General features: G+C 68.1%; 21 protein-coding genes. 8 read left to right on the top strand and 13 right to left on the bottom strand.

What is annotated here, in order from left to right; translation table 11 throughout:
- The first annotated feature begins 353 nt into the window (after nucleotides 1-353).
- Nucleotides 354-1,694 carry an NAD(P)/FAD-dependent oxidoreductase gene (locus OKW78_RS03195; RefSeq protein WP_281193859.1) on the top strand — a complete coding sequence of 447 codons (1,341 nt, stop codon included), beginning with the start codon at nucleotides 354-356 and terminating at the stop codon, nucleotides 1,692-1,694.
- Here OKW78_RS03195 and OKW78_RS03190 read toward each other — a convergent pair.
- From OKW78_RS03190 to OKW78_RS03165, 6 genes are all read right to left on the bottom strand, one after another.
- The gene (locus OKW78_RS03190) at nucleotides 1,691-2,890 is read right to left on the bottom strand and encodes a hypothetical protein (protein WP_281193858.1); all 1,200 of its coding nucleotides are present in this window, start codon (nucleotides 2,888-2,890) and stop codon (nucleotides 1,691-1,693) included. The genes OKW78_RS03195 and OKW78_RS03190 overlap by 4 nt on opposite strands.
- Before the next feature lie 144 nt (nucleotides 2,891-3,034).
- Nucleotides 3,035-4,159 carry a hypothetical protein gene (locus OKW78_RS03185; RefSeq protein ID WP_281193857.1) on the bottom strand — a complete coding sequence of 375 codons (1,125 nt, stop codon included), beginning with the start codon at nucleotides 4,157-4,159 and terminating at the stop codon, nucleotides 3,035-3,037.
- A 137-nt stretch (nucleotides 4,160-4,296) separates the two neighbouring features.
- A complete protein-coding gene (gene proS / locus OKW78_RS03180) occupies nucleotides 4,297-5,787 on the bottom strand; it encodes a proline--tRNA ligase (protein WP_281193856.1) in 1,491 nt (496 codons plus the stop codon).
- Between the two features lie 62 nt (nucleotides 5,788-5,849).
- Nucleotides 5,850-6,599: an ABC transporter ATP-binding protein gene (locus OKW78_RS03175; protein WP_281193855.1), complete on the bottom strand. Its 750-nt coding sequence runs from the start codon at nucleotides 6,597-6,599 to the stop codon at nucleotides 5,850-5,852.
- 2 nt (nucleotides 6,600-6,601) lie between these two features.
- Nucleotides 6,602-7,675 (bottom strand): hypothetical protein, encoded by a 1,074-nt coding sequence (locus OKW78_RS03170; RefSeq protein ID WP_281193854.1) that lies wholly within the window; start codon nucleotides 7,673-7,675, stop codon nucleotides 6,602-6,604.
- A 27-nt stretch (nucleotides 7,676-7,702) separates the two neighbouring features.
- Nucleotides 7,703-8,683 carry a hypothetical protein gene (locus tag OKW78_RS03165; RefSeq protein WP_281193853.1) on the bottom strand — a complete coding sequence of 327 codons (981 nt, stop codon included), beginning with the start codon at nucleotides 8,681-8,683 and terminating at the stop codon, nucleotides 7,703-7,705.
- A 152-nt stretch (nucleotides 8,684-8,835) separates the two neighbouring features.
- Between OKW78_RS03165 and OKW78_RS03160 the strand changes: the two genes are divergently transcribed.
- From OKW78_RS03160 to OKW78_RS03150, 3 genes are all read left to right on the top strand, one after another.
- Nucleotides 8,836-9,435, top strand: a complete 600-nt coding sequence (locus OKW78_RS03160) for a CoA pyrophosphatase (protein ID WP_281193852.1) — start codon at nucleotides 8,836-8,838, stop codon at nucleotides 9,433-9,435.
- An 80-nt stretch (nucleotides 9,436-9,515) separates the two neighbouring features.
- Nucleotides 9,516-10,811, top strand: a complete 1,296-nt coding sequence (gatD, locus tag OKW78_RS03155) for a Glu-tRNA(Gln) amidotransferase subunit GatD (RefSeq protein WP_281193851.1) — start codon at nucleotides 9,516-9,518, stop codon at nucleotides 10,809-10,811.
- A 108-nt stretch (nucleotides 10,812-10,919) separates the two neighbouring features.
- Nucleotides 10,920-11,156: a hypothetical protein gene (locus OKW78_RS03150; RefSeq protein ID WP_281193850.1), complete on the top strand. Its 237-nt coding sequence runs from the start codon at nucleotides 10,920-10,922 to the stop codon at nucleotides 11,154-11,156.
- A 33-nt stretch (nucleotides 11,157-11,189) separates the two neighbouring features.
- Here the strand turns inward: OKW78_RS03150 and OKW78_RS03145 are convergent, their stop codons facing one another.
- Complete coding sequence (locus OKW78_RS03145) at nucleotides 11,190-11,699, bottom strand: HPP family protein (protein ID WP_281193849.1); 510 nt, start codon at nucleotides 11,697-11,699, stop codon at nucleotides 11,190-11,192.
- A gap of 112 nt (nucleotides 11,700-11,811) precedes the next feature.
- Here OKW78_RS03145 and OKW78_RS03140 point away from each other — a divergent pair, with 112 nt between their 5' ends.
- Nucleotides 11,812-12,843, top strand: a complete 1,032-nt coding sequence (locus tag OKW78_RS03140) for an A24 family peptidase (RefSeq protein WP_281193848.1) — start codon at nucleotides 11,812-11,814, stop codon at nucleotides 12,841-12,843.
- Between the two features lie 48 nt (nucleotides 12,844-12,891).
- On the opposite strand, the gene dnaG is transcribed toward OKW78_RS03140, so the two are convergent.
- Entirely contained in the window at nucleotides 12,892-14,364 is a 1,473-nt protein-coding gene (dnaG, locus tag OKW78_RS03135; RefSeq protein ID WP_281193847.1) for a DNA primase DnaG, read from the bottom strand.
- A 220-nt stretch (nucleotides 14,365-14,584) separates the two neighbouring features.
- On the opposite strand from dnaG, the gene OKW78_RS03130 reads away from it, so the two are divergent.
- Nucleotides 14,585-14,866: a hypothetical protein gene (locus tag OKW78_RS03130; RefSeq protein ID WP_281193846.1), complete on the top strand. Its 282-nt coding sequence runs from the start codon at nucleotides 14,585-14,587 to the stop codon at nucleotides 14,864-14,866.
- Nucleotides 14,863-16,359: a sodium:solute symporter gene (locus OKW78_RS03125; protein WP_281193845.1), complete on the top strand. Its 1,497-nt coding sequence runs from the start codon at nucleotides 14,863-14,865 to the stop codon at nucleotides 16,357-16,359. Before OKW78_RS03130 ends, OKW78_RS03125 begins: the two co-directional genes overlap by 4 nt.
- A gap of 6 nt (nucleotides 16,360-16,365) precedes the next feature.
- Here OKW78_RS03125 and OKW78_RS03120 read toward each other — a convergent pair whose 3' ends face one another.
- On the bottom strand, nucleotides 16,366-16,932 hold the full coding sequence (locus OKW78_RS03120; RefSeq protein WP_281193844.1) for a sugar O-acetyltransferase: 567 nt from the start codon (nucleotides 16,930-16,932) through the stop codon (nucleotides 16,366-16,368).
- Nucleotides 16,933-18,077: 1,145 nt separating this feature from the next.
- The gene (locus tag OKW78_RS03115) at nucleotides 18,078-18,479 is read right to left on the bottom strand and encodes a VOC family protein (RefSeq protein WP_281193843.1); all 402 of its coding nucleotides are present in this window, start codon (nucleotides 18,477-18,479) and stop codon (nucleotides 18,078-18,080) included.
- A 121-nt stretch (nucleotides 18,480-18,600) separates the two neighbouring features.
- On the opposite strand from OKW78_RS03115, the gene OKW78_RS03110 reads away from it, so the two are divergent.
- Nucleotides 18,601-19,539 (top strand): dihydrodipicolinate synthase family protein, encoded by a 939-nt coding sequence (locus OKW78_RS03110; RefSeq protein ID WP_281193842.1) that lies wholly within the window; start codon nucleotides 18,601-18,603, stop codon nucleotides 19,537-19,539.
- Nucleotides 19,540-19,885: 346 nt separating this feature from the next.
- Here OKW78_RS03110 and OKW78_RS03105 read toward each other — a convergent pair whose 3' ends face one another.
- The 3 genes from OKW78_RS03105 to OKW78_RS03095 form a co-directional block, all read right to left on the bottom strand.
- Complete coding sequence (locus OKW78_RS03105; RefSeq protein ID WP_281193841.1) at nucleotides 19,886-20,656, bottom strand: IclR family transcriptional regulator; 771 nt, start codon at nucleotides 20,654-20,656, stop codon at nucleotides 19,886-19,888.
- Nucleotides 20,657-20,864: 208 nt separating this feature from the next.
- Nucleotides 20,865-22,034 carry a mandelate racemase family protein gene (locus OKW78_RS03100; RefSeq protein ID WP_281193840.1) on the bottom strand — a complete coding sequence of 390 codons (1,170 nt, stop codon included), beginning with the start codon at nucleotides 22,032-22,034 and terminating at the stop codon, nucleotides 20,865-20,867.
- Between the two features lie 87 nt (nucleotides 22,035-22,121).
- Nucleotides 22,122-23,762 (bottom strand): thiamine pyrophosphate-binding protein, encoded by a 1,641-nt coding sequence (locus tag OKW78_RS03095; protein ID WP_281193839.1) that lies wholly within the window; start codon nucleotides 23,760-23,762, stop codon nucleotides 22,122-22,124.
- Nucleotides 23,763-23,908 lie beyond the last annotated feature (146 nt).

The raw sequence follows: 23,908 nt of genomic DNA, 5'->3' as shown, positions 1-23,908 counted from the left end.
GCCGGAGGCCCGCGACCGGAACGCGAGGGAGTCGGTCGCCGTAGGCGGCCGACGAGGCGGGGGAGGCGTGAGGTGCGGGGCGGTCCCGCGAGTGAAACGAGCGGGAGTACGGACGTCGCGGCCCGCGCAGCGAAGCGAGCAGGAACGTCTTCCGGCAGTGCGGTGTGGGCGGGACTCAAAGGGGAGTCGCGGGGCTTTGACGGTGTTCACTGGTGTCTCGTTGACGACACGGGGGTACCGAGCAGCTGGTACGTCGGAGACGGTCCCCACGGTCAGGACTCCTCCGTTCCACTGCCGACGGATCCCGTTCCGTCCCGCCGCCGCTTATAACCGACCAGTCCGAACCTCCACGCATGGACGCAGACGCCATCGTCGTCGGCGGCGGACTCTCCGGGTTGGTCTCGGCGGCCCGCCTCGCGGAGGCGGGCGCGGACGTGACGCTGCTCGAACGCCGACCGTCGGTCGGCGGCCGAGTCCGTTCCCGCGAGGTCGACGGCTTCACGCTCGACCGGGGGTTCCAGGTGCTGTTCACGAGCTACCCCGCAGTCACACGAGAGCTCGACACGGAAGGGCTCGACCTCCGCGCGTTCTCGCCCGGCGCGACGATCTGCCGACCGGGATCGCGGGCCGTCCTCTCGGACCCGCTCCGCGATCCGACCGCCGTCGTCGAGTCCGCGCTGAACCACGAGATCCCCTTCTCGGACAAGCTCCGGACGCTCGCGCTCCGATACGACCTCTCGAAGCGCGCGGACGACGAGTTCTTCACGGGATCCGACTCCGGTTCCGAGGGATCGATCCGTGACTACCTCACGGATTGGGGCTTCTCGAGCGACTACGTCGCGAACTTCGTCGAACCGTTCTACGGGGGGATCACCCTCGACCGGTCGCTTTCGGCCTCCAAGGCGGTCTTCGAGTACACCTTCCGCGCGATGAGCCGCGGGTCGATCGCGGTGCCCGCCGGGGGGATGGCGGCGATCCCCGAACAGCTCGCCGAGCGCGCCGAGGAGGCAGGGGTCGAGGTCCGCACCGGCGAGGACGTCGAAGCGATCGACGTCGGATCCGGGGGATCCGGCGGGCTCGGCGACCGATTCCGGCTCGGATCCGGCGGACCGGCGGACGGCGCGCGGATCGAGCTCGCGGACGGCGGGACCCTCGATGCCGGAGCCGTCGTCGTCGCGACCACCCCGCCGGAGGCGCGGCGGCTAACGGGGATCGAGTCGATCCCCGAGTCCGGGGTTCCCAACGTCACCGCGTGGTACGCGCTCCCCGAGCACTCGTCGTTCGTGACCGGAAAACGGATCCTGCTCAACGCGGCCGACGAGTCGCCGAACGCGGTCGTGCCGATCTCGGAGGTCGCCACCGAGTACGCGCCCCGGAACCGCCCCCTGCTCGCGGCGACCTTCCTCGGCGAGGCGGCGTTGGAGCGTGACACGGAGGACCTTCGTGAAGACACGCGAAACGCGCTCTCGGCGTGGTTTCCCGAACGCGGGTTCGAGAGCCTCGAGACCGTCGCCGTCGACCGGATCCCCTTCGCGCAGTTCGCCCAGCCGCCGGGGGTTCACGCGAACCTTCCCGACGCGGACGATCCCGAGGGGCCGGTGGTGCTCGCGGGCGAGTACACCGAGTGGTCCTCGATCCAAGGCGCGCTGGAGAGCGGTCGAAAGGCGGCGACGGCGGCGCGCGAGTACCTCTAGTCCGACGACGCGTCCCGGCCGGCGTCGCGGTCGTCACCGTCGCCATCGTTTCCGTCCTCGGCGTCGCCTTCGTCCGGAAGCGCGAGCACGTTCTCGCGGCCCAGCCGGAACCCTTCCAGATCGCCCTCGTCGCGGAGCCCGGTGACCACCTGGCTCGTCTTCGCGGCCGTCCAGTCGAGCTCCTCGGCGACCCGCTTCTGTTTCATCCGCCCGCCTTCACGCTCGAGAAGCCGGAGCACCTGCTCCTCGTTGCTCAGAAGTTCCGCGTCGATCGGCGGAACGTCTCCGTCGTCCGCGGAGTCGCCGTCCGATGACTCGTCGTCCTCGGGGGTGTCGTCCGTCGAACCGTCGTCCGCGGCCGCTTCCGCGTCGGCTTCGTCGTCCGTGGCTGCTTCGTCCCGGCGTTCATCGCTCGCGCTCGGCCCTGCCGTCGAGCCGTCCTCCGCGACCGGCGACTTCCGATCGCGTCGGACGTACGCCACGGCTCCGCCGAGGACGACGAGGAGACCGACGACGGCGAGGATCGGAAGCCCGCCGGGGAGCGAACTCACGGCGGACTCGGGGACGGCCGCGACCCGCGGTTCACCCCCGGCGAAGTCGACCGGGCCGACCCAGACGACCGACCCGTCCCGCGTTTCCGCGGGCGCGGGAGCCGCCTCGTCCAGCTCGTGGGAGTCCGGCCACGAGAGGATGAGCGAGCTCTCCTCGTCGAGGAACATCCCGTCTATCGCGTCACCGACGGCGATCCGGCCGTCCTCGACGGTCGCGAAGCCGCCCCAGCGGAACCGGTAGGTGACGACCCCGTACTCCTGGGGGATCTCTCGCCGCTCCGCGGTCACCGACACGTTCGAGACCGACATCTCCCGTCCCGTCGCGTTCGCCGCCGCCCCGACGGTCGTCTCCATCCGTCCACGGAAGCGGTCGGTGTACGCCTCGGGGTTCGCCTCGAGGTCCGTGCGGAACTCCTCGAAGGCCTGCTCCTCGTCGTCCGACGAGAGCCGAACCCGGTACTCGATCGTCCAGACCGCGTCGCCCTCGGCGTCGACGTCGGCGGTGATCAGGACGTCGTCGGGGTCGATCTCCTCCTGTTGGGCGAAGGGGTCGCCGGCGACCCCCGAGACGCCGGTGGACGCGCCGACGAGGAGAGCCACGACGAGACAGCAGACGACCACGAGGAGGGCGGTCGTTCGCTTCACGGACGGACGGACACGGGGGCGCGCTAAATCGCTTCCCATGTCATCCGGTCGTGTTCGATTCCATCGCGATCGACTGCGCCGTGACCGGTCGTTCCGTGACCCTCCACGGCCGCCGGATGGTCGTCACTCTCCGACATGGTCACGCTACGGTCCGTTCCGGTCGTTTCCGCCCGTGTCTCCGTTCGAACCCTGAGAGCCGTCCGCATCTCCACCCGAATCCGGATCGGAACCTGACTCGTCCCCGTTTCCGGCGTTCCCGCCACTTTCGGGTTCGCCGTCGCTCGTGGATTCGTCGCCGTTTGTGGATTCGCCGTCGTCCGTCGCGACGTCGTCACCGCCGGCGTCCGTCCCGTCCCCGGTCGCTCCGTTCTCGGACGCGTCCTCGCCGGAACCCGACCCGGCAGTGGCATCCGATCCACCGGTGGCATCCGACCCGACAGTGGCGTTCCCCTCGGCGTCGGAGCCGCTCACGTTCGCTCCGTCACGCTCCGCTCCGTCACGCTCCGGGCCGTTCACCGGCGTTCGGTTTTCCGCCTCGGAGGCGTTTCCGGTCGAATTCGGGCCACCGCTCACCGGGAACTCACCCTCGGATCCCCCGAGGCCGTTTCCGGCTCCCGGACGGTCGCCGCGATCGGGCCCCATCGGTGCCCCGGTTCGGTTCCCGCCGATCTCACGGGCGATCGCGGCCGTCTCCGGGCCGCTCAACTCGCTCGCGTGCTCCCTGAGCGTCCGGATCCGCTCGGCGTCGACGCCCTGCTCCGCGAGCACGTCCGCCGGGAGCCCCGACGCGACCTCGGCGCTCCGCTCGGTCGTTCGATTCACCGACGCCGCCTGCGCGCCGATCTTCGCCTCCTGTGCGGCGTACGCGCCGTCGCTCACGTTTCCGCCGGAACGACGTTCGCGGAGTTCACGCTGTCGATCACGGAGCTCCGCGAGCCGTTCCTCGTTGCGGTCGAGTTGGTCCGCGATCACCGCCGCTCGCTCCTCGTCGGTCTCCGCCTCCGCGATCCGGATCCCGAACGACCGCGACTCGACCTCCCCCTCGACTTCCGCCCCCTGAACGCCGATGACTCCGGAGAGTCGCTCTCCGGGGCTGATATCGCTCGTACCGTTCTCGGATTCTACCTGTGTGTTCCCGTCGGCAGCCACGCCGTCGTCGACCGCGGTCGATGCTCCGGGCTCTCCGGTCATCGCGGCCCCGAGAGGGACGGTCGCGATCAGTCCCACGACGACCAGGGCCGCGACGAGCAACGGGATCCGTCGGGTCATGTCCGTCGATCGGCGACCGCCGCGTAAATACACCCACACCCTTCACCCCGGATTAAGCCGGATTAAGCCGGATGTCGACTGGGAACCTCGTCGCGGATCGATCCCGGGCTCGCGGACCGGTCTCGGGAACGGTTCGTTCAGTACGACTTCGCGAAGTACGCCGTCCGCTCGGCGTCGTCGCCGCAGATCGCGCACGTCTCGTCGTGGTCCGCGTCGCCGTTACCGCCCTCGACGAGCGGGTCGTCGTCCTCGAAGGGGACCATGACGATCTCCGCGGCCATCGGCTCCTTGATCGGTTCCTCACAGGCTTCGTCGCCGCACCACGGCGTCCTCACGTAGCCGCCGTGCTGGCCGAGCGTCCCGAGGATCCCCGCGCGATCGTCCGCCTCGCGGACCTCGCCGTCGAGGGTGTCCTCGGCGGCCGCGTACAGCTTCGCGTACACCTCGTCGAGGTGATCCCGGACCGTTCCGGCGACGTCCTCGCGGTCCTCGACGTGCTCTTCCCCGTCGGGCCGATGGTTCAGCGTGAGCTCGTCGTCCTCGACCTCGTAGGGGCCGATCTCGATCCGCAGCGGGATCCCGTTCAGCTCGTGTTCGTTGAACTTGAACCCGGGGTTGCGCTCGTCGCGGTCGTCGAGCTCGACGCGAATCCCCGCCGAATCGAGGTCGTCTGCGACGCCCTCGGCGTACTCGAGCACCTCGTCCTTGGTGTCCTCCTGCCAGATGGGGACGACGACGACCTGGCTCGGTGCGACGCCAGGCGGGAGCACGAGCCCCTGTTCGTCCGAGTGGGTCATGATCAACGCGCCGAGCGCGCGCCAGGAGAGCCCCCAGGAGGTGGTGTGGGCCGTGCGATCGTCCTCGTTCTCGTCGGAAAAGGTGATGTCGAACGCCTCGGCGAACGACCGTCCCAGGTGGTGGGAGGTCGCGCCCTGAACCGACTTGCCGTCCGGCATGAGCGCCTCGACGGTCGTCGTCGTGTCCGCGCCCGGGAACTTGTCGTGGTCGGGCTTCTGGCCCTTGAGCACGGGGATGGCCAGCAGGTCCTCGTAGACGGACTCGTACTGGTCGAGCCGAGTCATCGTCTCCTCCCAGGCGTCATCGCTCGTCGCGTGGGCGGTGTGGCCCTCCTGCCAGAGGAACTCCTTCGTCCGGAAGAACGGCTTCGTCTCGGTCGCCTCCCAGCGCACGACCGAACACCACTGGTTCACCCGGAGCGGGAGGTCGCGGTGGCTCCGCACCCACTGGGAGATGTACGGCGTGATGATCGACTCGGAGGTCGGCCGGACCGCGAGCCGCTCCTCGAGCTCTTTGGTCCCCGCCTCGGTGACCCACGCCACCTCGGGGTCGAACCCCTCGACGATGTCCTTCTCCCGTTCGAGATAGGACTCCGGAATGAACATCGGGAAGTAGGCGTTCTGGACCCCCGTGTCCTTGAACTTCGCGTCGAGGAACCCCTGGAGCCGCTCCCAGATCGCGTACGCTCGCGGTCGCGTGACGATGAACCCGCTCATCCCCTCGGGACCGTAGTCGGCCAGCCCCGCCTTCCGCACGACCTCGGCGTACCACTCGCCGGTGTTGTGTGACTTGGACTCGGTGATCCCGAGTTCCTGGTCGTCGTCGCTCATTGTTTCTCACAGGGCGGGTCGCGGGCTTAAAAGGTCCGAAGGCGTGTTCACGACGAACCCGGCTACCGCTCCGGGCGGTCGACCCGACCGTCGTACAGCGTCAGCGAGGAGTCGAGGATCGGATCGACGCGCTCGCGGTCGTGTGAGGAGACGAGGACGGTCCCGCCGTCCTCGGCGTGTTCCACGATCAACTCGAGGACGCGTTCCCGGGAGAGCCGGTCGATCCCCGCAAGCGGCTCGTCGAGCACGAGCAGCTCCGGCCGGGAGAGGAACGCGATGGCGACGTCGAGCTTCTTTTTGAATCCGCCCGAAAGGGCCGCGGCCCGCTGATGTCGCACCCTGTCGAGACGGAGGCGATCGGTCACGGAGCGCCGCCACTCGGGGTCGACGTCCCCGTGGAGTCGCGCGAAGACCGAGAGGTTCTCGCCCGCGGTGAGGTCGGGGTAGAACTGCGGCTCCTGAAACGAGTATCCGATGGCCGCCGGCGGCGGTGCGGTCACCGTCCCGGCCGTCGGGTGGCGGAGACGGAGGAGTATCTCGAAGAACGTCGTCTTCCCCGAGCCGTTCGGCCCGACGACCCCGTGGATCCGCCCGCGGTCGAACCGGCAGTCGATCCCGTCGAGGGCCGTCACCGGCCCGAACCGCTTCGAGACGTCGCGAAGCCGGACGATCGGCTCCGAGGGATCCGACGAGGGATCACGATAGCTCCCTCGTGAACCGGCTCGGGCGACGAGGTCGGCGGTTCGATCGAGGAGGACGGCGGCCCGATCGGGGAGGACGGCGGCCCGATCGGAGGAGGGGCGATCCGGCATCCTCATCGCCTCCACTCGTAGGTTCGAATACAGGTCCAACAGAAGCCGAGACAGCCGACGACGTAGATGGCGATGAACCGGTACCAGTCCGCGTACAGGCCGAACCCGTCGCCGCGGACGAGGTGTCCCCTGATCACGATCGCGAGATAGTGCGGGGGAAGGCTCCGGGCGATCTCCATTCGCGTCGACGAGAAGAACCCGACCGGATACAGCAGGCTCCCGAGTCCGACGATCCCGATCAAGAGGCCGAGGTTAACGAACAGCGTGGTTCGCCCCAATCCGAGGAGAAACGCGATCCCGATCCCGACCGCGGCCGTCGAGAGGAACAACAACCCCACCGCGGTTACGGTCTCGACGCGGAGCGGGGCGATCCGATACTCCATCGGGACGTTCGCGACCGCGACGGCCGCGAGAACGACCCCCGTCAGGAGGGTGTAAAACACCAGCTTCGCGGCCACGAACGCCTCCAACCGCGACTGATGGCGGATCCGATCGAGCACCCGTCGGTCGGTGATCACGTCGTAGGGAACGAAGAGCAGTCCGACGACCAGCACGAACAGGGTCGTTCCCGTCGGGATGAGGTACTCCGAGAGCGTCAACAGCGTCCCGCGCTGCTCGTGGGTGACGTCGACCTCACCGGGCAGAAACGACGAGAGCTCGACGCTCAAGACGGCCTCCAACAGGCCGATCGCCTCGACGAGCGGGACCGCGGACCCGTGCCAGATCATCCGGAACTCCGTCGTCTCCTCGTCATCGAGGACGTCGGGCGGGACGAGCACGACGAGGTACACCTCCTCGCGGTCGAGCCCGCGGAGGGCGGCCTCCTCGGTGTCGTACTGGACGGGAGTACCCAACAGCGCGACTCCGCCCCGCGTCACGGTCAGATCGTCCGCGGTCGTTCCCGCCTCCGCCGGAGCGATGCCGACGGGGACGTCCTGTGGAAGCGTCTGATCGAAGCCGGCGGTGCCGACCACGAGAAGCCCCGGCAGGAGCGCGAATCCGACGAAAAGGGCGGCGAGTCGTCGTCTGGCCGCGTACGCTTCCGTCCAGAGGAACACGGCCGTATCGCGTATCATCGAATGTCAGACGAACGAACCTCGACGCTAGTACAGGACCGTCTCGATCGCGTTCGTGATGTCCTCGGCGTTGCCCTCGTAGCTGACGACGACGATCGACTCGTCGTCGCCGTCCTGTTCGGCCTCGATCTCGTCCAACTCGGCGTCGAGGTCCTCGTAGCCGGTGTCCCCGGCGGCGACGAGCGCGCCGGCGATCACGTCACGGAGGTCCTGGGCGTCGGACGCGCTCTCGGCGTGGAGTCGAAGCTCCGTGGAGACCGTCTCGTCGTCGGTCCGGTACCCGTAGGACGCGAGCGTCACCGATTCGAGCACCGAGGTGTCGACGCCGGCACCGACCGACTGCCCGGCGAGTTCCTCGCCCGGGAACTCAGTCACGCCCGCGGCGAGCGCGCCGTCGCTGGCCGTGTCGTACTCCTCCTTGAGGTCGCCGCTCAGTGCGTCCGCGTCGCCGGCGGCGGTGTCGACGACCGACTCGACCGACGCGCGGTCACCGATGACGACCTGGCCCTCCTCGTCGAGCACGGCGACGGCCGCCGTGTCCCCGGCCAGACTTTCGTCGGAGCCCGTGTACAGCGTATGGTCGTTGTACTCGACCTCCTCGAGATCGCTCGACTGCTCTCTGATACCGTCGACGACGTCGGCCGAGTCGAACTCGCCGTGGACGATGAGTCCGACGGACTGCTCGCCGTACGCGCCCGCGGCCTCCACGTCCTCGGTGAACACGACCGCCTCGCTCACGTCACCGGGAGCGACGTTGAACTCGTCTTCGAACTCGCTACTGACTTCTTCGGGGTCCTCCATGGACGGGTCCTCCTCGGAGAGGCTCTCGAGGATCGCCGCCGTTGCGGGGTCTTCCTCCAGGCCGTCGGCGTCCACGTGGAACACGGCTTCCGCGCTGTCCGGCGTCTGATCGATCGGCCCTGCGCCCCCGAGCCCGGGGACGGCTCCCGTACAGCCCGCGGTCACGACGACGACGAGCAACGCGGCGATGATTCGTCGAGATCTCATTTGGTAATCGACTAACGATTCAAACCTCGGCCCTTAAACCTATGGAAATAGTCATATCAGTTGAAAGACGTTCTCGCGTGTTGAAACGATCGGTACCACCGTGTTTCGGCGATCGGAGAAAGGTTAACCGCCCCCGAGTTCCTACGACCGGCATGGACCTGTCGGGGCTTCGCCGCCATACGCCGCGGTCGCTTGCGGGCCGTCGCGAGGCGGCCGTGTTGGCCCCGGTGATCGAACGCGACGGCGCGGCCCACCTGCTGTTCACGAAGCGCGCCGAACACCTCGGGGAGCATCCGGGGCAGATGAGCTTCCCCGGCGGCGGCCGAGAGCCGATCGATCGGACCCTGACCGACACTGCCCTCCGCGAGGCGAACGAGGAGGTGGGCATGCGCCCCGAGGAGATCGACGTCGTCGGTCGCATCGACGACACGCGAACCTCGAGCAAGTACGCGGTCCGCCCGTTCGTCGGCGTCGCCCCCGATCGAGAGTACGTGCCGGACGAGTCGGAAGTCGCCGAGGTCGCCGTCCTCGCGGTAGACGACCTCGTCGACCCGGCGAACTACGAGTCCGAGCGTCGGATCGGCCACCCGGAGTACGGCGACCACCGCGTCCACTACTTCCACGTCGACGGCTACACCGTCTGGGGCGTGACGGGACGGATGGTCGTCCAGCTCCTCGAGCGCACCACCGACTGGCGTGTGCCGGAGGAGGTCGACCGCGTCGTCGGCCCCGAGGCCGACTTCCCGGTCTGAGCGGTAGTCGGTTGAACTCCACCGTCGTACTTCGACTACGAACGGCTGGATTCAAGTCCGCCGACCGGGAACCGGGTGGTATGCAACCGGGAGATCGCGTCCGCGTCGACCGCGGGGACGTCACGAACGAGGGCGTGCTGTTGCCCTCGACGACGCGCGACCACCTCGTCGTCAAGCTCGAGGGCGGGTACAACGTCGGGATCGACCGCGACGCCGCCGACGTCGAGGTGCTCGAGTCGGGCGTGCGCGACGTCGACGAGACGGGCGACGCCGCGGGCGAGGCCAGCGAGATCACCTTCGACGAGGACCTGCCCACGGTGGCGCTCATCTCCACCGGCGGGACCATCGCGTCGACCGTCGACTACCGCACGGGCGCGGTCACTGCCCGGTTCGACGCCGAGGACGTGCTGCGGGCGGTCCCCGACCTCGCGGGGCGTGCGAACTACCGCGGGCGCGTCGTCGCCAACATCCTCTCGGAGAACATGGAGCCGGGGATCTGGCGTGACCTCGCCGAGGCGGTCCACGAGGAGGTCGAAGCCGGTGCCGACGGCGTCGTCGTGATGCACGGGACGGACACGATGCAGTACTCCGCGTCCGCGCTCGCGTTCACCCTCGACGTTCCCGTCCCCGTCGTGTTCACGGGGAGCCAGCGCTCGGCGGACCGGCCCTCCTCGGACAACGTGATGAACGCGGTATGTGCGGTCGAGGCCGCCAAGGCCGACCACGCGGAGACGCTCGTGTGTATGCACGCCGGCCCCTCCGACGACGCCTGCGCCCTCCACCGGGGAACCAGGGTCCGGAAGAACCACACCTCCCGGCGCGACGCCTTCGAGACGGTGGGCGCGGAGCCGCTGGGGATCGTCGACTACGAGGTCGCGACCGAGTCGGGTGCCGACGGCGACGTGGCCGAGGACGCGATCGCGTGGAACCGTGAGCCCGCCTCTCATGGCGGGAACGGGACCGGCGACGACCCCGCGATCGCGGCCGACCTCGAGTCCGAGGTCGAGCTCGCGAAGTTCACGCCCGGGATGGACCCCGCCGCGTGGGACTACCTCGAGGGGAAGGCCGGCGTCGTGATCGAGGGAACCGGACTCGGCCACGTCCACACCGACCTGATCCCCCGTATCGAGGACCTGGTCGAGGACGGGACGGTCGTCGTCATGACGAGCCAGTGCCTCGAGGGGCGGGTGTGCGACCGCGTCTACGACACCGGACGGGACCTGCTCGAGGCCGGCGTGATCGAGGCGGGTGACACCCTCCCGGGCACGGCGAAGGTGAAGCTCATGTGGGCGCTCGCGAACGCTGACGACCCCGCGGGAGTGATGCGTCGGGACCTCGCGGGCGAGCTCACCGAGGAATCGCGGCCCTGGCGGTAAGTGACTCGGCCGTAAGCGGGTCGGACCTACGCGACTCGGATCGGAAACTCGATCATCGGTCGCGCTCGAGACCGCTACGCTCTTTTCGCTCGCTCCCGCAGATCGGGTATGGATCCGGTCCCCCTCGCGGCGGCGACGGTCCTCCAGTTCGCGACGCTCCGGTCGGTGCTCTACTACGGGGCAGTGTACGGGATCGTCCTCGCGGTCGCGGTCTGGATCTACCGCGACGCGAAGGCGCGGGGCAGCGACCGGGCGCTGGCGTGGGCGCTCGCGACGATCGTGTTCACGATCCTGCCCGTGCTCGCGTACCTGTACCTCCATCGCGACGCGGGACCGACGCCGTGACCCGCCGATCGGTCCGCGGTCCGGGTATCTTCCTCACGCCCGGGGCGGACGTGTGTCACCGACGAGTCGATCGAACCCCGTGATCACGATCGAGTGAACGCCCACGAGGACGACCACGCTGACGACGACGATCCCCACCTCGGTCGGGGTCGACAGGAGCCCCAGCGACACGATGAGCGTCGTCGCACAGGCGGGGGCGTGGACCGCATCGGTCGCGATCATCGCCCAGCTCGTGGCCACGAGCGAGACCGTCGCGCTCGCGGCCAGCCGGAACCCTTCGGGCGAGAACGCCGGCGGGGTCGCGGTGAGCGAGACGCCGGCGGCCAGCACCGACCACGCCAGGAGCCCGGCGACGCCGCCGATGAGGTGTGCTCCGACGATCCGGGCGGCCCGCTCCCGTCCGCCGCGCCGATCGAACGCGAGCAGGAACGCGGACGGGCCGAGGCTCGGGAAGACGAACGGCTGCCCGGTGGCCCACGCGATCGCGCCCAGCACGACGAAGAGGAAACCGGCGTAGAGGCTCGTCCCGACTCGTCGTCGCATCGACTCGGGGTCGGCGACGGACCCACAAAGTCCCGCCGGATCGGGTCCGGCGAGTATCGTCACCGATAGCCGAACCCGAACGCCTAATTCCTCCCGACCCGGCCGTGTCGACATGTTCGCAACCCTGCCGGACGCGCTCCGACTGATCGTCGTCCCCGTCTTCTGCTGGGCGGCGGTCCGGGACGTCCGGACCCGGCGGCTTCCCAATCGGATCTGGCCGCCGCTGTACGCGTTCGGCGCGCTGCTACTCCTCTGGGATGCGGCCCTTTTGTGGCCCTTCGCGGGACTCGACGGGCGGTGGTTCCTCGTTCGAGTCGCCGTCAGCCTGCTGTTCGTCGCGCCGCTCGGCTACGCGTTCTGGTACCTCGGCGCGTTCGGCGGGGCCGACGCGAAGGCGCTCATCGCGCTCGCGATCGTGTTCCCGACGTTCCCGAGCTACACCGTCGCGGGGGTCTCCCTTCCGCTCGTCGAGACCGTTCTCGGCGTCTTCTCGCTCACGATCCTCACGAACACGGTGCTTCTCGGGTTGGCCTACCCGATCGGGCTCGCCGTCTTCAATCTCGCGACCGGCGAGCGGTCGTCGACGATGTTCCTCGCTCGTCCGGTGTCGACAGCCTCGCTTCCGGCGCGACACGGCCGGCTGTTCGAGGACACGCGGGGAACGACCCGGAACGGGCTCGATCTGGACGCGCTCCGGATGTACCTCCGATGGCGCGGGCTGACGCTCGCGGAGCTCCGGGACGCTCCCGACCGCCTCCGCGACCCCGAGAGCGTCACGGACACGTTCGACCCGACGGACGGCGGCACCCAGGTCGGCCCCGCGACCGACGGAGGAAAGGTGATCGGGACCGACGAGGACGACTCCGATGGCGATGAGGACGACCCCCACGGCGACGGGGATAGGGACGGTCTCGATCTCGACGACCCGTGGGCCGCCGAACGGTTCCTCGCCGATATCGACCACGGCGCGTACGGGACCGACGCCGAGACGCTCCGGGAGGGCTTGGAGGTCGTCGTCGGTCGCGAGACGGTTCGCGTCTCGCCCGGGATGCCGTTCGTCGTGCCGATGGCGGCCGGGCTGGTCGTCTCGGTCACCTACGGCGACGCGCTGTTCGCGCTGCTCGGCGCGTTCGGGCTAGCGTGAGCCGTCGGGCGAACCTCCCGCATCGTCCGGTTCGCTCCGGCGACCCGCTTACGCCTCGATCGGAAGATCTCCGACGGTCGAGACCCGAGTGCCGATCGGCCGTTTGACGAAGTCGCCGAGTTCGCGGCCGAACAGCCGGCTCACCCCGCGCTGGGCGGCGACGTCGAGCAGCCGTTGATCGATCAGGCCGTCGACGACGACCGCGTGAGGAGGGTCGGACGCCCCCTCGACCGCGGCGAACGCGTCGTCGACTTGGACCTCCTCGAGGATCCCGAGGTCGTCGTCGAGCAGCCTCGCGAGCCCGCTCTCGCGATCGACGACCTCCTGGACGTGCTCCTCGAGCGACCGGGGCTCGTCGTCGGAGGGAGCCGGGTCGGTAGCGCCGTCGTCGCCGGCGGTATTGTCGTCGTTGTCGGCGGTGTCATCGTCGTTGTCGGCGGCAGCCTCGTTGTCGGCGTCGGAACCGTCGTCGACGGTCGATGCGTTCGGATCCGCGTCGCGTTCGGGCTCCCGAGTCTCGCTCGCTCCGTCGACCTCGGTCGGGTCGGAGGTCACGATCGACGCATCGGACCGGGACGCGCCGGCGGCGGTCTCGGGAACGGAATCGCTGTCGGCGGCTCCCTTCCCGTCGTCGGTACGTCCCCCGTCATCGGCGTCGGTTCGTCCCTCGTCGTCGGGCCTCGGGTCGCTTCCGGCCGCCTCCCGGAGGTTCGGCGCGTCGGCGAGCGTCTCGTAGGGGACCTTCCCGCGGAGCGCCTCGAAGACGGCGCCGCGGTCGAGGTCCTCGACGGACTCGCCGGGCGGCGCGAACGCGACGTAATCGACGTCGCCGACCTGCGCGAGCTCGCGGAGGATGAGTTCGCCGCCACGGTCGCCGTCGAGGAACGCGGTGACCGTCCGCGACTGGGTCAGTTCCGCGACGGCGTCGGGAACGTTCGTCCCCTCGACGGCGACCGCGTTCTTGATCCCGCACTCGAGCAGCGTCGAGACGTCCGCACGACCCTCGACGACGATCACGGCGTCGGAGTCACCGACCCGCGGCCCGGCAGGGAGCCCCTCGTAGTCGACGATCCCCTCCACGCGGGCGGCGTCGCGGACCTCCTCCAACACGTCGTCGCTGCCGAGGCTCGTCTCCTCGAACCCGCTCGCGACGAGCTCCTTGGCGCGTTCGACGACCTCGCGGCGTTTGGCCGCGCGCACGTCCTCGATGCTCGTCACCTCCACGGCGGCCCCACAGGGACCGATCCGGTCTATCGTCTCCAGCGAGGCCGCGAGGATCGCGGTCTCGACCTTGTCGAGGCTCGAGGCGACGGTCACCTCGCCGAATGACTGGCCGTTCTCCGACCGTATCTCCACGTCGATCCGGCCCACCTTCGAGGACTCCTGGAGGTCGCGCAAGTCGAGCTCGTCGCCGAGGAGCCCCTCCGTCTGTCCGAACACCGCGCCGACGACGTCGCTTCGCTCGACGACGCCGTCGGCCGCGATGGTGGCCCGGATCAGGTATTTGGCTGTGTCGTTCATGTGATGAGTGATGGTGATGTGAACGGACGACGAGTCGTCGTCCCGTTTCGGATAGGATCGGTCCGGAAAAATACCTGTCGACCCACGGACCCTCGCCGAGCGTCGTCGAGCGCCGAACGATCTCGATCGCGAGGATTCGCGGTCGTCCGGTGGTCGTTCCGTGACCGTCTCGGCGCCCAAGGAACAGCGTTTAGTCGGTTCGACCCCATGATATTCCCAAGTGGTGAGACGTTCGAGAGATCTCGTGTGGGTACCGACGTTCGCCGTTCTCGTCGCGTTCGCGATCCCGTGGCCGCTGTGGGGGGTGGATCGCGTCGTCGTCGGGCTGCCGGTGTGGATCTGGTGGCACGTCGGCTGGCTCGGGCTCTGTGCGCTCGCGTTTCGGGCGTTCGTTCGGAGCGGCGCGTGGGAACGTGGAATGGGGCTCGATGCCGAGAAAGGAAACGACGGGAAACGGGACGACGGACCCGACGCCGCGACCGACGGGGGTGAGCCCCGATGACCGCGGGAATCGGGCTCGGCATCGTCGTCGGCTATCTGATCGCGGCGCTCGCGATCGGCCTCGTCGCCTACCGAGTCACGGAGTCGACCGCGGAGGACTACTACCTCGCGAACCGATCGATCGGCACGCTGGTGTTGCTGTTCACGACGTTCGCCACGCTGCTTTCGGCGTTCACCTTCTTCGGCGGCCCGAACCTCGCGTACGCGGCCGGCCCGGAGTGGCTGGTCGTGATGGGAACGCTCGACGGCGTGCTGTTCGCGGTGTTGTGGTACGTCGTCGGCTACAAACAGTGGCTTATCGGCGAGCGACACGGCTACGTCACGCTCGGAGAGATGCTCGGCGACCGGTTCGGCTCCCGGGGCCTCCGCGGACTCGTCGCCGCCGTCAGCCTCCTGTGGCTGTTCCCGTACGTCATGCTTCAACAGATGGGAGCGGGCGAGGCACTGGTCGGCCTGACCGGCGGTGCGGTCCCCTACTGGGGCGGGGCGGCGCTCGTCACCGCGTTCATGATCGCGTACGTCACGCTCGCGGGGATGCGCGGCGTCGCGTGGACCGACACGATCCAGGGGCTGTTCATGCTCTCCATCGTCTGGATCGCCGCCGCCTGGGTGGTCTCGGCCGTGGGCGGCGTCGGCGCGGCGACGGGGTCGATGCTGACGGCCCGTCCCGAGTTCGGAAGCTTCGGCGGCGGGGTCTACACGCCCGGGTTCATCGTCTCGACGGCGATCACCATCGCGTTCGGCGTGACCATGTTCCCGCAGATCAACCAGCGCTTCTTCGTCGCGGACTCGAGCGCGGTGCTCAAGCGGTCGTTCGCGCTGTGGCCCGTCCTCGTGCTCCTCCTCTTTCTGCCCGCGTTCCTGCTCGGCGCGTGGGCGGCCGGGATGCCGATCGACGTGCCCGAGGGTGCGAACGTGCTGCCCGTCGTGTTGAACGCGTACACGCCGACGTGGTTCGCCGCGCTCGTGATCGCCGGCGCGATGGCCGCGATGATGTCCTCGTCGGATTCGATGCTGCTCTCGGGGTCGTCGTACTTCACCCGGGACCTCTACCGCCCGTTCGTCAACCCGGACGCCTCCGCGAGCCGGGAGGCGTGGACCGCCCGGCTCGGCGTCGTCGTCTTCGCCACCCTCGCGTTCCTCGCGAGCCTCCTCCGGCCCGGGACCCTGATCGAGGTGGGCGACACCGCCTTCTCGGGATTCGCGCTGCTGTCGCTCCCCGTGATCTGTGCGCTCTACTGGGACCGGACCACCCGAGACGGAATGGCGGTCGGGATCGCGGTCCCGCAGGTCGTCTATCTGCTCGTGGTGTTGTCGTCGGCCCTCCCGTTCGTCCCGGCGCTCCCGCGCACCGTCGCCGTCGCCGGCACCGGCGGGTGGGACGTGGCGCTCGGGCTGATGCTCCTCTCGCTCGCGCTCACGGTCGTCGTCTCGCGGCTCACCGCGCCGACCGCCGACGGCGACGTCTCCCGGTTCGCGGTCGCGGGCGACTGAGCGCGATCACTCCTCGTCGTCGAGTTCCCGAACGACCGTCGCCGGATTCCCACCCACGACGACCCCTGCGGGAACGTCCTCGACGACGACCGCGCCGGCGGCGATCACGGAGCCGTCTCCCACCGACACGCCGGGGTTGATCGTCGCCTGCCCGCCGATCCACACGTCGTCGCCGATCGTCACCGGGTCGCCGGACTCGAGGCCCTCGGCGCGGTCCGCCGCGTCGATCGGATGCGTCGCGGTGTAGATGTGCGTCCCCGGACCGATCAGGCAGTTCCGGCCGATCTCGATCCGGCGGACGTCGAGGAAGACGCAGTCGAAGTTGGCGTAGAAGTCGTCGCCGACGTGGACGTTGTAGCCGTAATCGCAGCGAAACGGCGGCTCGACCGCGGCGTCCTCGCCGACCGATCCGAACAGCTCGGAGAGCAACTCCCGCCGCGTCTCGCCGTCGTCCGCGGCGGTTCGGTTGTATCGCGCCGTGAGCTCCCGTGCGCGCTCCCGCTCGGCCGCGAGATCGGGGTCCGTGGCGTCGTAGGGATCCCCGTTCAACATCTTCGCCTTCTCGCTCGTCATGTCCGAGAGGCAGCGGCCGAGCCGATAAGGGTTTCCGAGGGGAGTCGATGGCGACGTCGCGAGAACGACTCCGTGCGAGGCGACCTCGTGGCGGTAGCGCCGGATCCGGAAGATCGTGTCGAGGATCGGGAGCTAAAATGCTAAAGAAAGATATATTTATGAAATACTACCAGTAGAAGAGAACATACACATCCGGTAACGAACGGTTTCGATCCGGTCCGGCCGTCCCGATCACGTCGTCGGCATCGTCGGCTCGCATCCTCGACGAGGTCCCCGGAGGGATCGCCCGTCTCCGTGCTCGAGCATCGCCCGTCCACGACGGGACCGCTATCCGATCCCCGGTACCATCACGTTAGCTCCGTCATTTCCCGTTTTTCCGACCGGATGAAACAGCTGGTAGATCGAGAGTGCTAGTAGGACGGATCAGTTGATCGAGAGTGGGCCGTTGCTGGCGGGGTGAATATAACTTCGGTGAACGGTCCAAAGCCCCAGTCGCGAGGGCTCACGGCTTTACCGTTCGCCAGTCGAGGGCTCCCTTCGGTCGCCCTCGCACGGCTCCCGCGGCTCGCTGTGGTCCTCAGTCGTTCGCTTTGCTCACTCCTTGCGGTCCTTACTTCGCCGAGCGTCGCCCTCGCGGCTGCCCATTTGAGTCCCATCCATCCACACAGCCCCGCACTTCACGCCTCCCCAGCCTCGCCGCTCGCTCCGCTCGCGGCGTCCCTCGCGGTCGGATTTGCGCCCTGGCGGGCGCTCATCGGCGCGCCACCGTAATCCGGATCGCTCGTGGCTTCATCTGAACCGACCGGATCTCTCCGTATCACTCGCTGAGGATTTCAGCGGAGCCATCACGTCGTCTCTCGGGGACGGGTCGGCCGTCACGGATCCGGAGCCGATCCGACCCTCTCGACGTGGCAGTCCTCGACGTTCGCCACGGGGATCGGTCGAGCGGTTCCCGGCACATCGGGATGAACGAAGGACGACGCTTGGCGAAGCGGTGATTCTTCAGACCCGATCTCATCCAACTATATATCAGATATAAATAATATATTGGATATTTATATATTGGATTCGATCGTCGGGCGGAATCGCCGCTCAGCCGGTGGTCGAATCCCGCGGATCGAGGAAGCCGAGGTGGTCGGGCGTCGCTACTCGATCTGCTCGATCAGTTCGACGGTGTATCCCTCGGGATCGGTGACGAACGCGATCCGGATGTCCTTGTCCTCCAGGTGCTTCGGACCCTTGAGGAGTTCGCTGTCGAACTCCTCGGTGAGCGTCGCGATCGATTCCTCGATGTCGTCGACGGCGACCGCGACGTGGTCGAACCCGCTCGATTGGTCGCCGCCGGCGTTGCCGTCGCCATCGGGATCCTCGCCGTCGGCGTAGTACTTGAACTGGATCTCGGTATCGCTCTTCCCGCCGACGAAGCGGTTCGTCGCCCCGTCGTCGCTTTCGAACTCGCGGGTTCGGTGGAGTCCGAGGCCTTCGGTGTAAAACGCTTCAGCCGATTCGACGTCTTCGACCCACATCGCCGCGTGGAGCACGTCCATACCCGACGGATGCACGTCGTTACATAAATAGGTAGGTATGCGGCGAAGGTCGCCTCGATCGGGCGACCGAGCGACCACGGGACCCGGTGGGTTTATGAGTTACCGGCGTGCTTGAGAACGTGTGCCACTCACTAGCGACGAGGTCGCCGAGCGGCTTCGCGGAGTCGCCGCCGGACTCCTGACGCCGTTCGACGACGACCTCGACATCGATCACGACGAGCTCGCGGCGAACGCCGAATCGCTCTACGCGGACGGTATCCGAACCTTCCTCGCGACCGCGAACATCAGCGAGTATCACTCGCTCTCCGGACGTGAACGCGTCGCGTCCGCCGAGACCGCGGTCGAGACGCTCCCGGACGACGCCTGCGTGCTGGCCGGCGTCGGCGGGAGCACGGCGGACGCGAGGGCGCTCGCTCGGGAGTACGCGGACGTCGGCGTGGACGCGATGATGGTCATGCCGCCGGACCACACCTACGTCCACGAGCGAGGGCTGTTGACGTACTACCGAAAGCTCGGCGACGCGACCGACCGTCCCCTGGTTCCGTACGTCAAGGGCTTCGACCCATCCGTCGAGTACCTCGGGGACCTCACCCGTCTCGAGTCCATCGTCGGGATCAAGTACGCGCTCGAGGATCCCGTCAAACTCGGTGCCGGGATCGCCGCCGGGGACGATGACGTCGTCTGGGTCGACGGACTCGCCGAGCCGTTCGCGGTCGCCTTCTGGGCCGAAGGGGTCGAGGGCTTCTCCGCCGGCGTGAGCAACTTCCGCCCCGAGGTCGGACTCGCCCTCTTCGACGCGCTGTCGGCGGGAGACTGGGAACGCGCCCGGGAACTGCGGGACGTCTGTCTCCCCTATCAGAACTTCCGCGGACGGACCGGCGAGCACAACCGGATCCCGGCGGCCATCAGCGTCCCGGCGGTGAAGAAGGGGCTCGACTGTGCCGGCCTCCACGGCGGAACCGTCCGTGAACCGATCGAACCGCTCTCGGCGGAGAACGAGCGACGCGCCGAGGAGCTCTACGAGCGACTTGACGAGGACATCGACCGACTCCTCGGGTAGCGGTCGTCCGTTCGGCGAACCGACCGACGGCTACCTCCCTTCGACGGGATCCGAAAGCGTCGAAGCGGGTGTTCCTCACAACGGAACGCCGTCAGTCATCGTAGCGAGGCGATGAAGGAACGTGCCGTGACGATCGAGGCTCCCGTCTGCTCACTTCCACCCCGCCGCCTTGGATTACACTACTACAGTTGTAAAGTCAAGGAGCGAACGGAAACGCCGTGATCGGCCCCGGAGGACGGAACGCTCGAGGACGGACGGCAACGAGGGCTCTCGAGGTTCATCCGACCCGAGTCCGATCGAGACGGTTTCGTTCCGCTGTACGGAACGGACACCGACCGCGCGGGCGCTACGTGTACTTGGCGTTGATCTCGATCACTCTCGCGGTGCTCCGGACGAGTTCCGCCATTCGGTCCAGGAACGCCTGGTCGTTGAACCGCTTCGTCGGGCCCGAGACGCTGATGGCCCCGAGCACCTCCCCGTCGCGGGTCACCGGCGCGGCGACGCACCGGAGGCCCCGAATGCGTTCCTCGTTGTCGAAGGCGACGCCGCGGTCACGGATATCCTGGAGCTCCTCGTACAGTTCGTCCCGGTCGGTGATCGTGTGTTCCGTCCAGCCGGGCATCCCGTGTCGGTCGAGTATCCGCTCGATACGCTCCTCCGGAAGGTTCGCGAGGATCGCCTTGCCGACGCCGTTCGCGTGGAGGTAGACGCGCGTTCCGACGTGCGAGTCCGTCCGAACCGCGTCGCCGCCGAGCGACTGGTACAGGTAGATCCCACGTCCGTCGTTCTCGACGACGAACTTCGCCGATTCGCCCGTTTCCTCCGCGAGGTCGTCGACCTCGTTTTTCGCGAGCTCGTAGAGTTCCCGTCGCTGTCTGGCGTACCCACCGAGGCTCAGAAAGCGCAACCCGACGTGATACTCGTCGCCATCGCGGGTGAGGTAGTTCGTCCGGACCAACGTCGTCACGTGGTCGTGGACCGTGCTCTTCGAGAAGCCGAAGTGGTCGGCGAGCTCTGTCACGCCGGCTCCGTCCCGACGGCGGATCTCCTCCACGATCGCCATCGCTCGTTCCACGGCCTGAATGGGCCCGTCGTACTCGGGTGGGGCGGTCGCCATGATGACCGAACGGTTCCCCAGGGATTAAAACTTGTTCCCTATAGCCAAACGAACGGTCCGGTGTGGCCGATCACGACCGTCGTCCGGGGGGAGACCCACCTCCGTGCGCGACGACGACCGCAGCTCGCCGTTCTCGCTGGTATCTACGTGCCACGTGGTCATCGTCATCCCGGCGTTCCGAGCTGGCGAACGTCCGAGACCGCGTGCCCTATTCGTAGACGTGGACGCTCCCCGTGGCGTTCTCCTCGATGAAATCCCAGTCGTACTCCACGCCGAGCCCGGGACCGTCGGGCACGGTCACCATGCCGTCGTCGTCGACGGTGTCGAGGAAGTCCGAGTAGTCGCAGTCGTACACCGGCGGTTGGGTGTTCCGACAGTCCGGGTGGACTAAGGCGATCTCGTAGTAGTTCGTGTTCCGGATCGCCGCGATACAGTGTCGGTGTGCGGGTCCGGGCGCGTGGAGTTCGACGTCGAGGCCGAATCCCTCCGTCATCCTCGCGATCTTCATCGCGCCGGTGATCCCGCCGTCGTATTCGGGATCGGCCCGGACGAAGTCGGTCGCGTCGTTCGCCACGAAGTCGGTGTGGGCCTCGAAGCCGCGGACGTGTTCCGTCTGTAGGAGCGGCGTGTCGAGGATCTCGCGGAGCTTCCGGTGGCCGTGCTGGGAGACGCCGCCGTCGCGGTAGGGATCCTCGTACCAGAAGAAGTCGGCCTCGTCGCAGGCCTTCCCGATCCGTATGGCGTCGGCGAACGTCGGGGGCTCACAGGCCGGATCGAGCATCAGGTCCATCTCGTCGCCGACGCGTTCGCCGACCTCGAGGACCGTCTCGACCGTCTTGTCCGGATCGGTCCAGTCGCCCCCCCAGTCATGTATCTTGTACGCTCCGTATCCCAGATCGCGACACTCCTCCGCGAAGTCGGCGAACGCCTCCGGCGAGTCGAGCCCGCCGTTCTCGTCGCCCTGATACGTCGACGCGTACGCGGGGAACCGCTCCCGATAGGTACCGAGGAGCTCGTGGATCGGCGCGTCGTAGTACTTCCCGGCGAAGTCCCAGAGCGCGATGTCGATCGGGCCGATCCCCATCCGGTCGTACTTCCGGAGCGCTCGGTTGATCGTGCTCCAGTGTTTCTCGCGGTCGAACGGGTTCTTGCCGATCAGGTAGTCGGCGAACATGTTGATCTGGGCCGCGCCCGGCGAGTTTCCGCCGACGTACTCGCCGGTAATTCCGGTATCCGTGTGGACCTTGATCGCGAACAGCTTCCGCGTGTTCGTCGCGCCCGGCTCGTAGACGACGCTGAAACCGTTCGGACTGTAGCCCACGTCCTCGATCTCGTAGGAGAACTCGGTCGACTCGATCTTGGTGATCTCTGGTGTCACGTCCGTACCCATCCCGACACCGAGTAAATAGGTTGTGGTGGGAGATCGTGTCCCGTGGGTATCGTTGGCTCGGATATTCCCCGTCTCTCACTGAGTCATGAACGTCCCCGCCTGTGGCTCGTAGGGGTCGGTGGGGATCTCTATGAGAGTCGGACCGCCCTCCAGTGCGGCCTCGGTCGCGTCGACGATCTCCGCGGGAGTCTCCGCACGAGCCGTGTCGAGGCCCATCCCCTTCGCGATGTCCCGACAATCGAGCGGCGACTCGGGCCACCCGTAGGCTCCCTCGCCGAGTCCGTAGGACCGCTCCGCCTCCTCGCTGATGATCGCGTAGTCGTCGTTGTTGAACACGAACACGACCACGTCGAGCGACTCCGCGGCGATCGTGTGGAGCTCCTCGACACACATCAGGAGCCCGCCCTCGCCGATGACGGCGGCGACCGGCCGGTCGGGGTTGGCGACCGCCGCGCCGACCGCGGCCGGGATCGAGAGCCCCATCGACGCCCAGGAGCCGGGGTTGACGTAGGCTCGTGGCTCGTACGTCGGGAACGACATCAGCGTCCAGATCCGCGAGCCGCCGGCGTCGGCCGTGACGACGCTCTCCCGCGGAAGCGCGTCGCGGATCGCCGTCACCGCGCTCACCGTCGTGAGCGGCGCTTCGGAGACGTCCCGCAGTTCCGCCAGCCGCTCGGCCTCGGCCTCGCGAACCTCGCGTGCCCGTGCCTCGCCGTCACCGCCCGTCACCGACAGGTCCGCGAGTTCCGCGTCAACCGCCGCAAGCGTCCGCGCCGCGTCGGCGACGATCCCGACGCTCGGCTCGTAGCCCGTCCCGATGTCCGAGGGGTTCATCGTGACGTGGACGAGCTCCTCGGGGAACTCGTACGACCAGTGTTTGGTCCACACCGCGTCGAAGTCGGTGCCGACGCCGACGAGGACGTCCGATCCCTCGAGACACCGCTTCAGTTCCGTGCTCGTCCCGCCACAGAGCATGCCGGCGAAGAGGGGATGGTCCTCCGGGAAGGTCGCCTTCCCCTTGTAGGTCGTCGCCACGGGTGCCTCGAGCGACTCCGCGACGGCCAGTAGCTCCTCGCTCGCGTCGGCCGCCCGGACGCCGCCGCCGGCGACGATCATCGGCTCGTCGGCCGCGGCGAGGAGCTCGCTCGCCTCGCGGACTTCGGGTTCAGGCGCGTCCCACGGCTCGGGAACCTCGATGTCGCCCGCGGCGGCCGGCTCGATCTCCATCGGGACGAAGTTCTTCGGGATGCCGACCCGGACCGGCCCCTTCGGGGCGGTTTGGGCGATCGAGATGGCGCGTTCCAGCTCGGCGACCGTGCTCTGTGGCGTCTCGACGGTGACGTTCTCCTTGACGACGTTGTCGTAGGTGTCCGGCGGCGTCTCGTGGATCCCGTCGCCGCCCCGGATCTCGGGCTCCGTCTCGACGGCGATGTGGAGAAGGGGCGTACAGTCGTTGAGGGCGTTCTTCAGCCCGTTCATCGCGTTCATATCGCCGGGACCCGGGATCACGACGGTCGCCGCCATCTCCCCGCTCGACTCGGCGTATCCCCACGCCTGATGGGACACGTTCGTTTCGTGTCGAGCCATGACGAAGTCGATGTCGTCCCGCTCGCTGATGCTCTCGTTCAGCGGCAACGTCTGTTTGCCCGGGATCCCGAACACCGTGCCGATCCCGTTCGCGGTGAGACAGTCGATGATCGCGTCGCTGTTTTTCATTGGCTGCTAGGTAGATGGCGGAACCACAATAAAACGTTTTGGTAGCCGTGAGCGTGACCCGCCCCCGTCCGTGTCGCGCTCCAGTCACGTCCAGCCGCCGGGCGTTCGGTCGAGGTACCGGCGGTGACCGCATGCCGAACGAACCG

Source organism: Halorubrum sp. F4 (genome assembly GCF_027257195.1).
In the GTDB taxonomy this organism is placed as follows: Archaea; Halobacteriota; Halobacteria; order Halobacteriales; family Haloferacaceae; genus Halorubrum.
The sequence above is the reverse complement of the archived record's forward strand: the minus strand, read 5'-3'. Positions and strand labels throughout refer to the sequence as shown.

Excerpts from the sequence above, each read along its gene's own strand:
- OKW78_RS03175 (WP_281193855.1), bottom strand. The coding sequence starts at position 6,599 with ATGCCGGATCGCCCCTCCTCCGATCGGGCCGCCGTCCTCCCCGATCGG.
- OKW78_RS03195 (WP_281193859.1), top strand. The coding sequence starts at position 354 with ATGGACGCAGACGCCATCGTCGTCGGCGGCGGACTCTCCGGGTTGGTC.
- OKW78_RS03120 (WP_281193844.1), bottom strand. The coding sequence starts at position 16,932 with ATGACGAGCGAGAAGGCGAAGATGTTGAACGGGGATCCCTACGACGCC.
- OKW78_RS03160 (WP_281193852.1), top strand. The coding sequence starts at position 8,836 with ATGGACCTGTCGGGGCTTCGCCGCCATACGCCGCGGTCGCTTGCGGGC.
- OKW78_RS03095 (WP_281193839.1), bottom strand. The coding sequence starts at position 23,762 with ATGAAAAACAGCGACGCGATCATCGACTGTCTCACCGCGAACGGGATC.
- proS (WP_281193856.1), bottom strand. The coding sequence starts at position 5,787 with ATGAGCGACGACGACCAGGAACTCGGGATCACCGAGTCCAAGTCACAC.
- gatD (WP_281193851.1), top strand. The coding sequence starts at position 9,516 with ATGCAACCGGGAGATCGCGTCCGCGTCGACCGCGGGGACGTCACGAAC.
- OKW78_RS03125 (WP_281193845.1), top strand. The coding sequence starts at position 14,863 with ATGACCGCGGGAATCGGGCTCGGCATCGTCGTCGGCTATCTGATCGCG.
- OKW78_RS03145 (WP_281193849.1), bottom strand. The coding sequence starts at position 11,699 with ATGCGACGACGAGTCGGGACGAGCCTCTACGCCGGTTTCCTCTTCGTC.
- OKW78_RS03170 (WP_281193854.1), bottom strand. The coding sequence starts at position 7,675 with ATGATACGCGATACGGCCGTGTTCCTCTGGACGGAAGCGTACGCGGCC.
- OKW78_RS03105 (WP_281193841.1), bottom strand. The coding sequence starts at position 20,656 with ATGGCGACCGCCCCACCCGAGTACGACGGGCCCATTCAGGCCGTGGAA.
- dnaG (WP_281193847.1), bottom strand. The coding sequence starts at position 14,364 with ATGAACGACACAGCCAAATACCTGATCCGGGCCACCATCGCGGCCGAC.
- OKW78_RS03140 (WP_281193848.1), top strand. The coding sequence starts at position 11,812 with ATGTTCGCAACCCTGCCGGACGCGCTCCGACTGATCGTCGTCCCCGTC.
- OKW78_RS03185 (WP_281193857.1), bottom strand. The coding sequence starts at position 4,159 with ATGACCCGACGGATCCCGTTGCTCGTCGCGGCCCTGGTCGTCGTGGGA.
- OKW78_RS03115 (WP_281193843.1), bottom strand. The coding sequence starts at position 18,479 with ATGGACGTGCTCCACGCGGCGATGTGGGTCGAAGACGTCGAATCGGCT.
- OKW78_RS03165 (WP_281193853.1), bottom strand. The coding sequence starts at position 8,683 with ATGAGATCTCGACGAATCATCGCCGCGTTGCTCGTCGTCGTCGTGACC.
- OKW78_RS03150 (WP_281193850.1), top strand. The coding sequence starts at position 10,920 with ATGGATCCGGTCCCCCTCGCGGCGGCGACGGTCCTCCAGTTCGCGACG.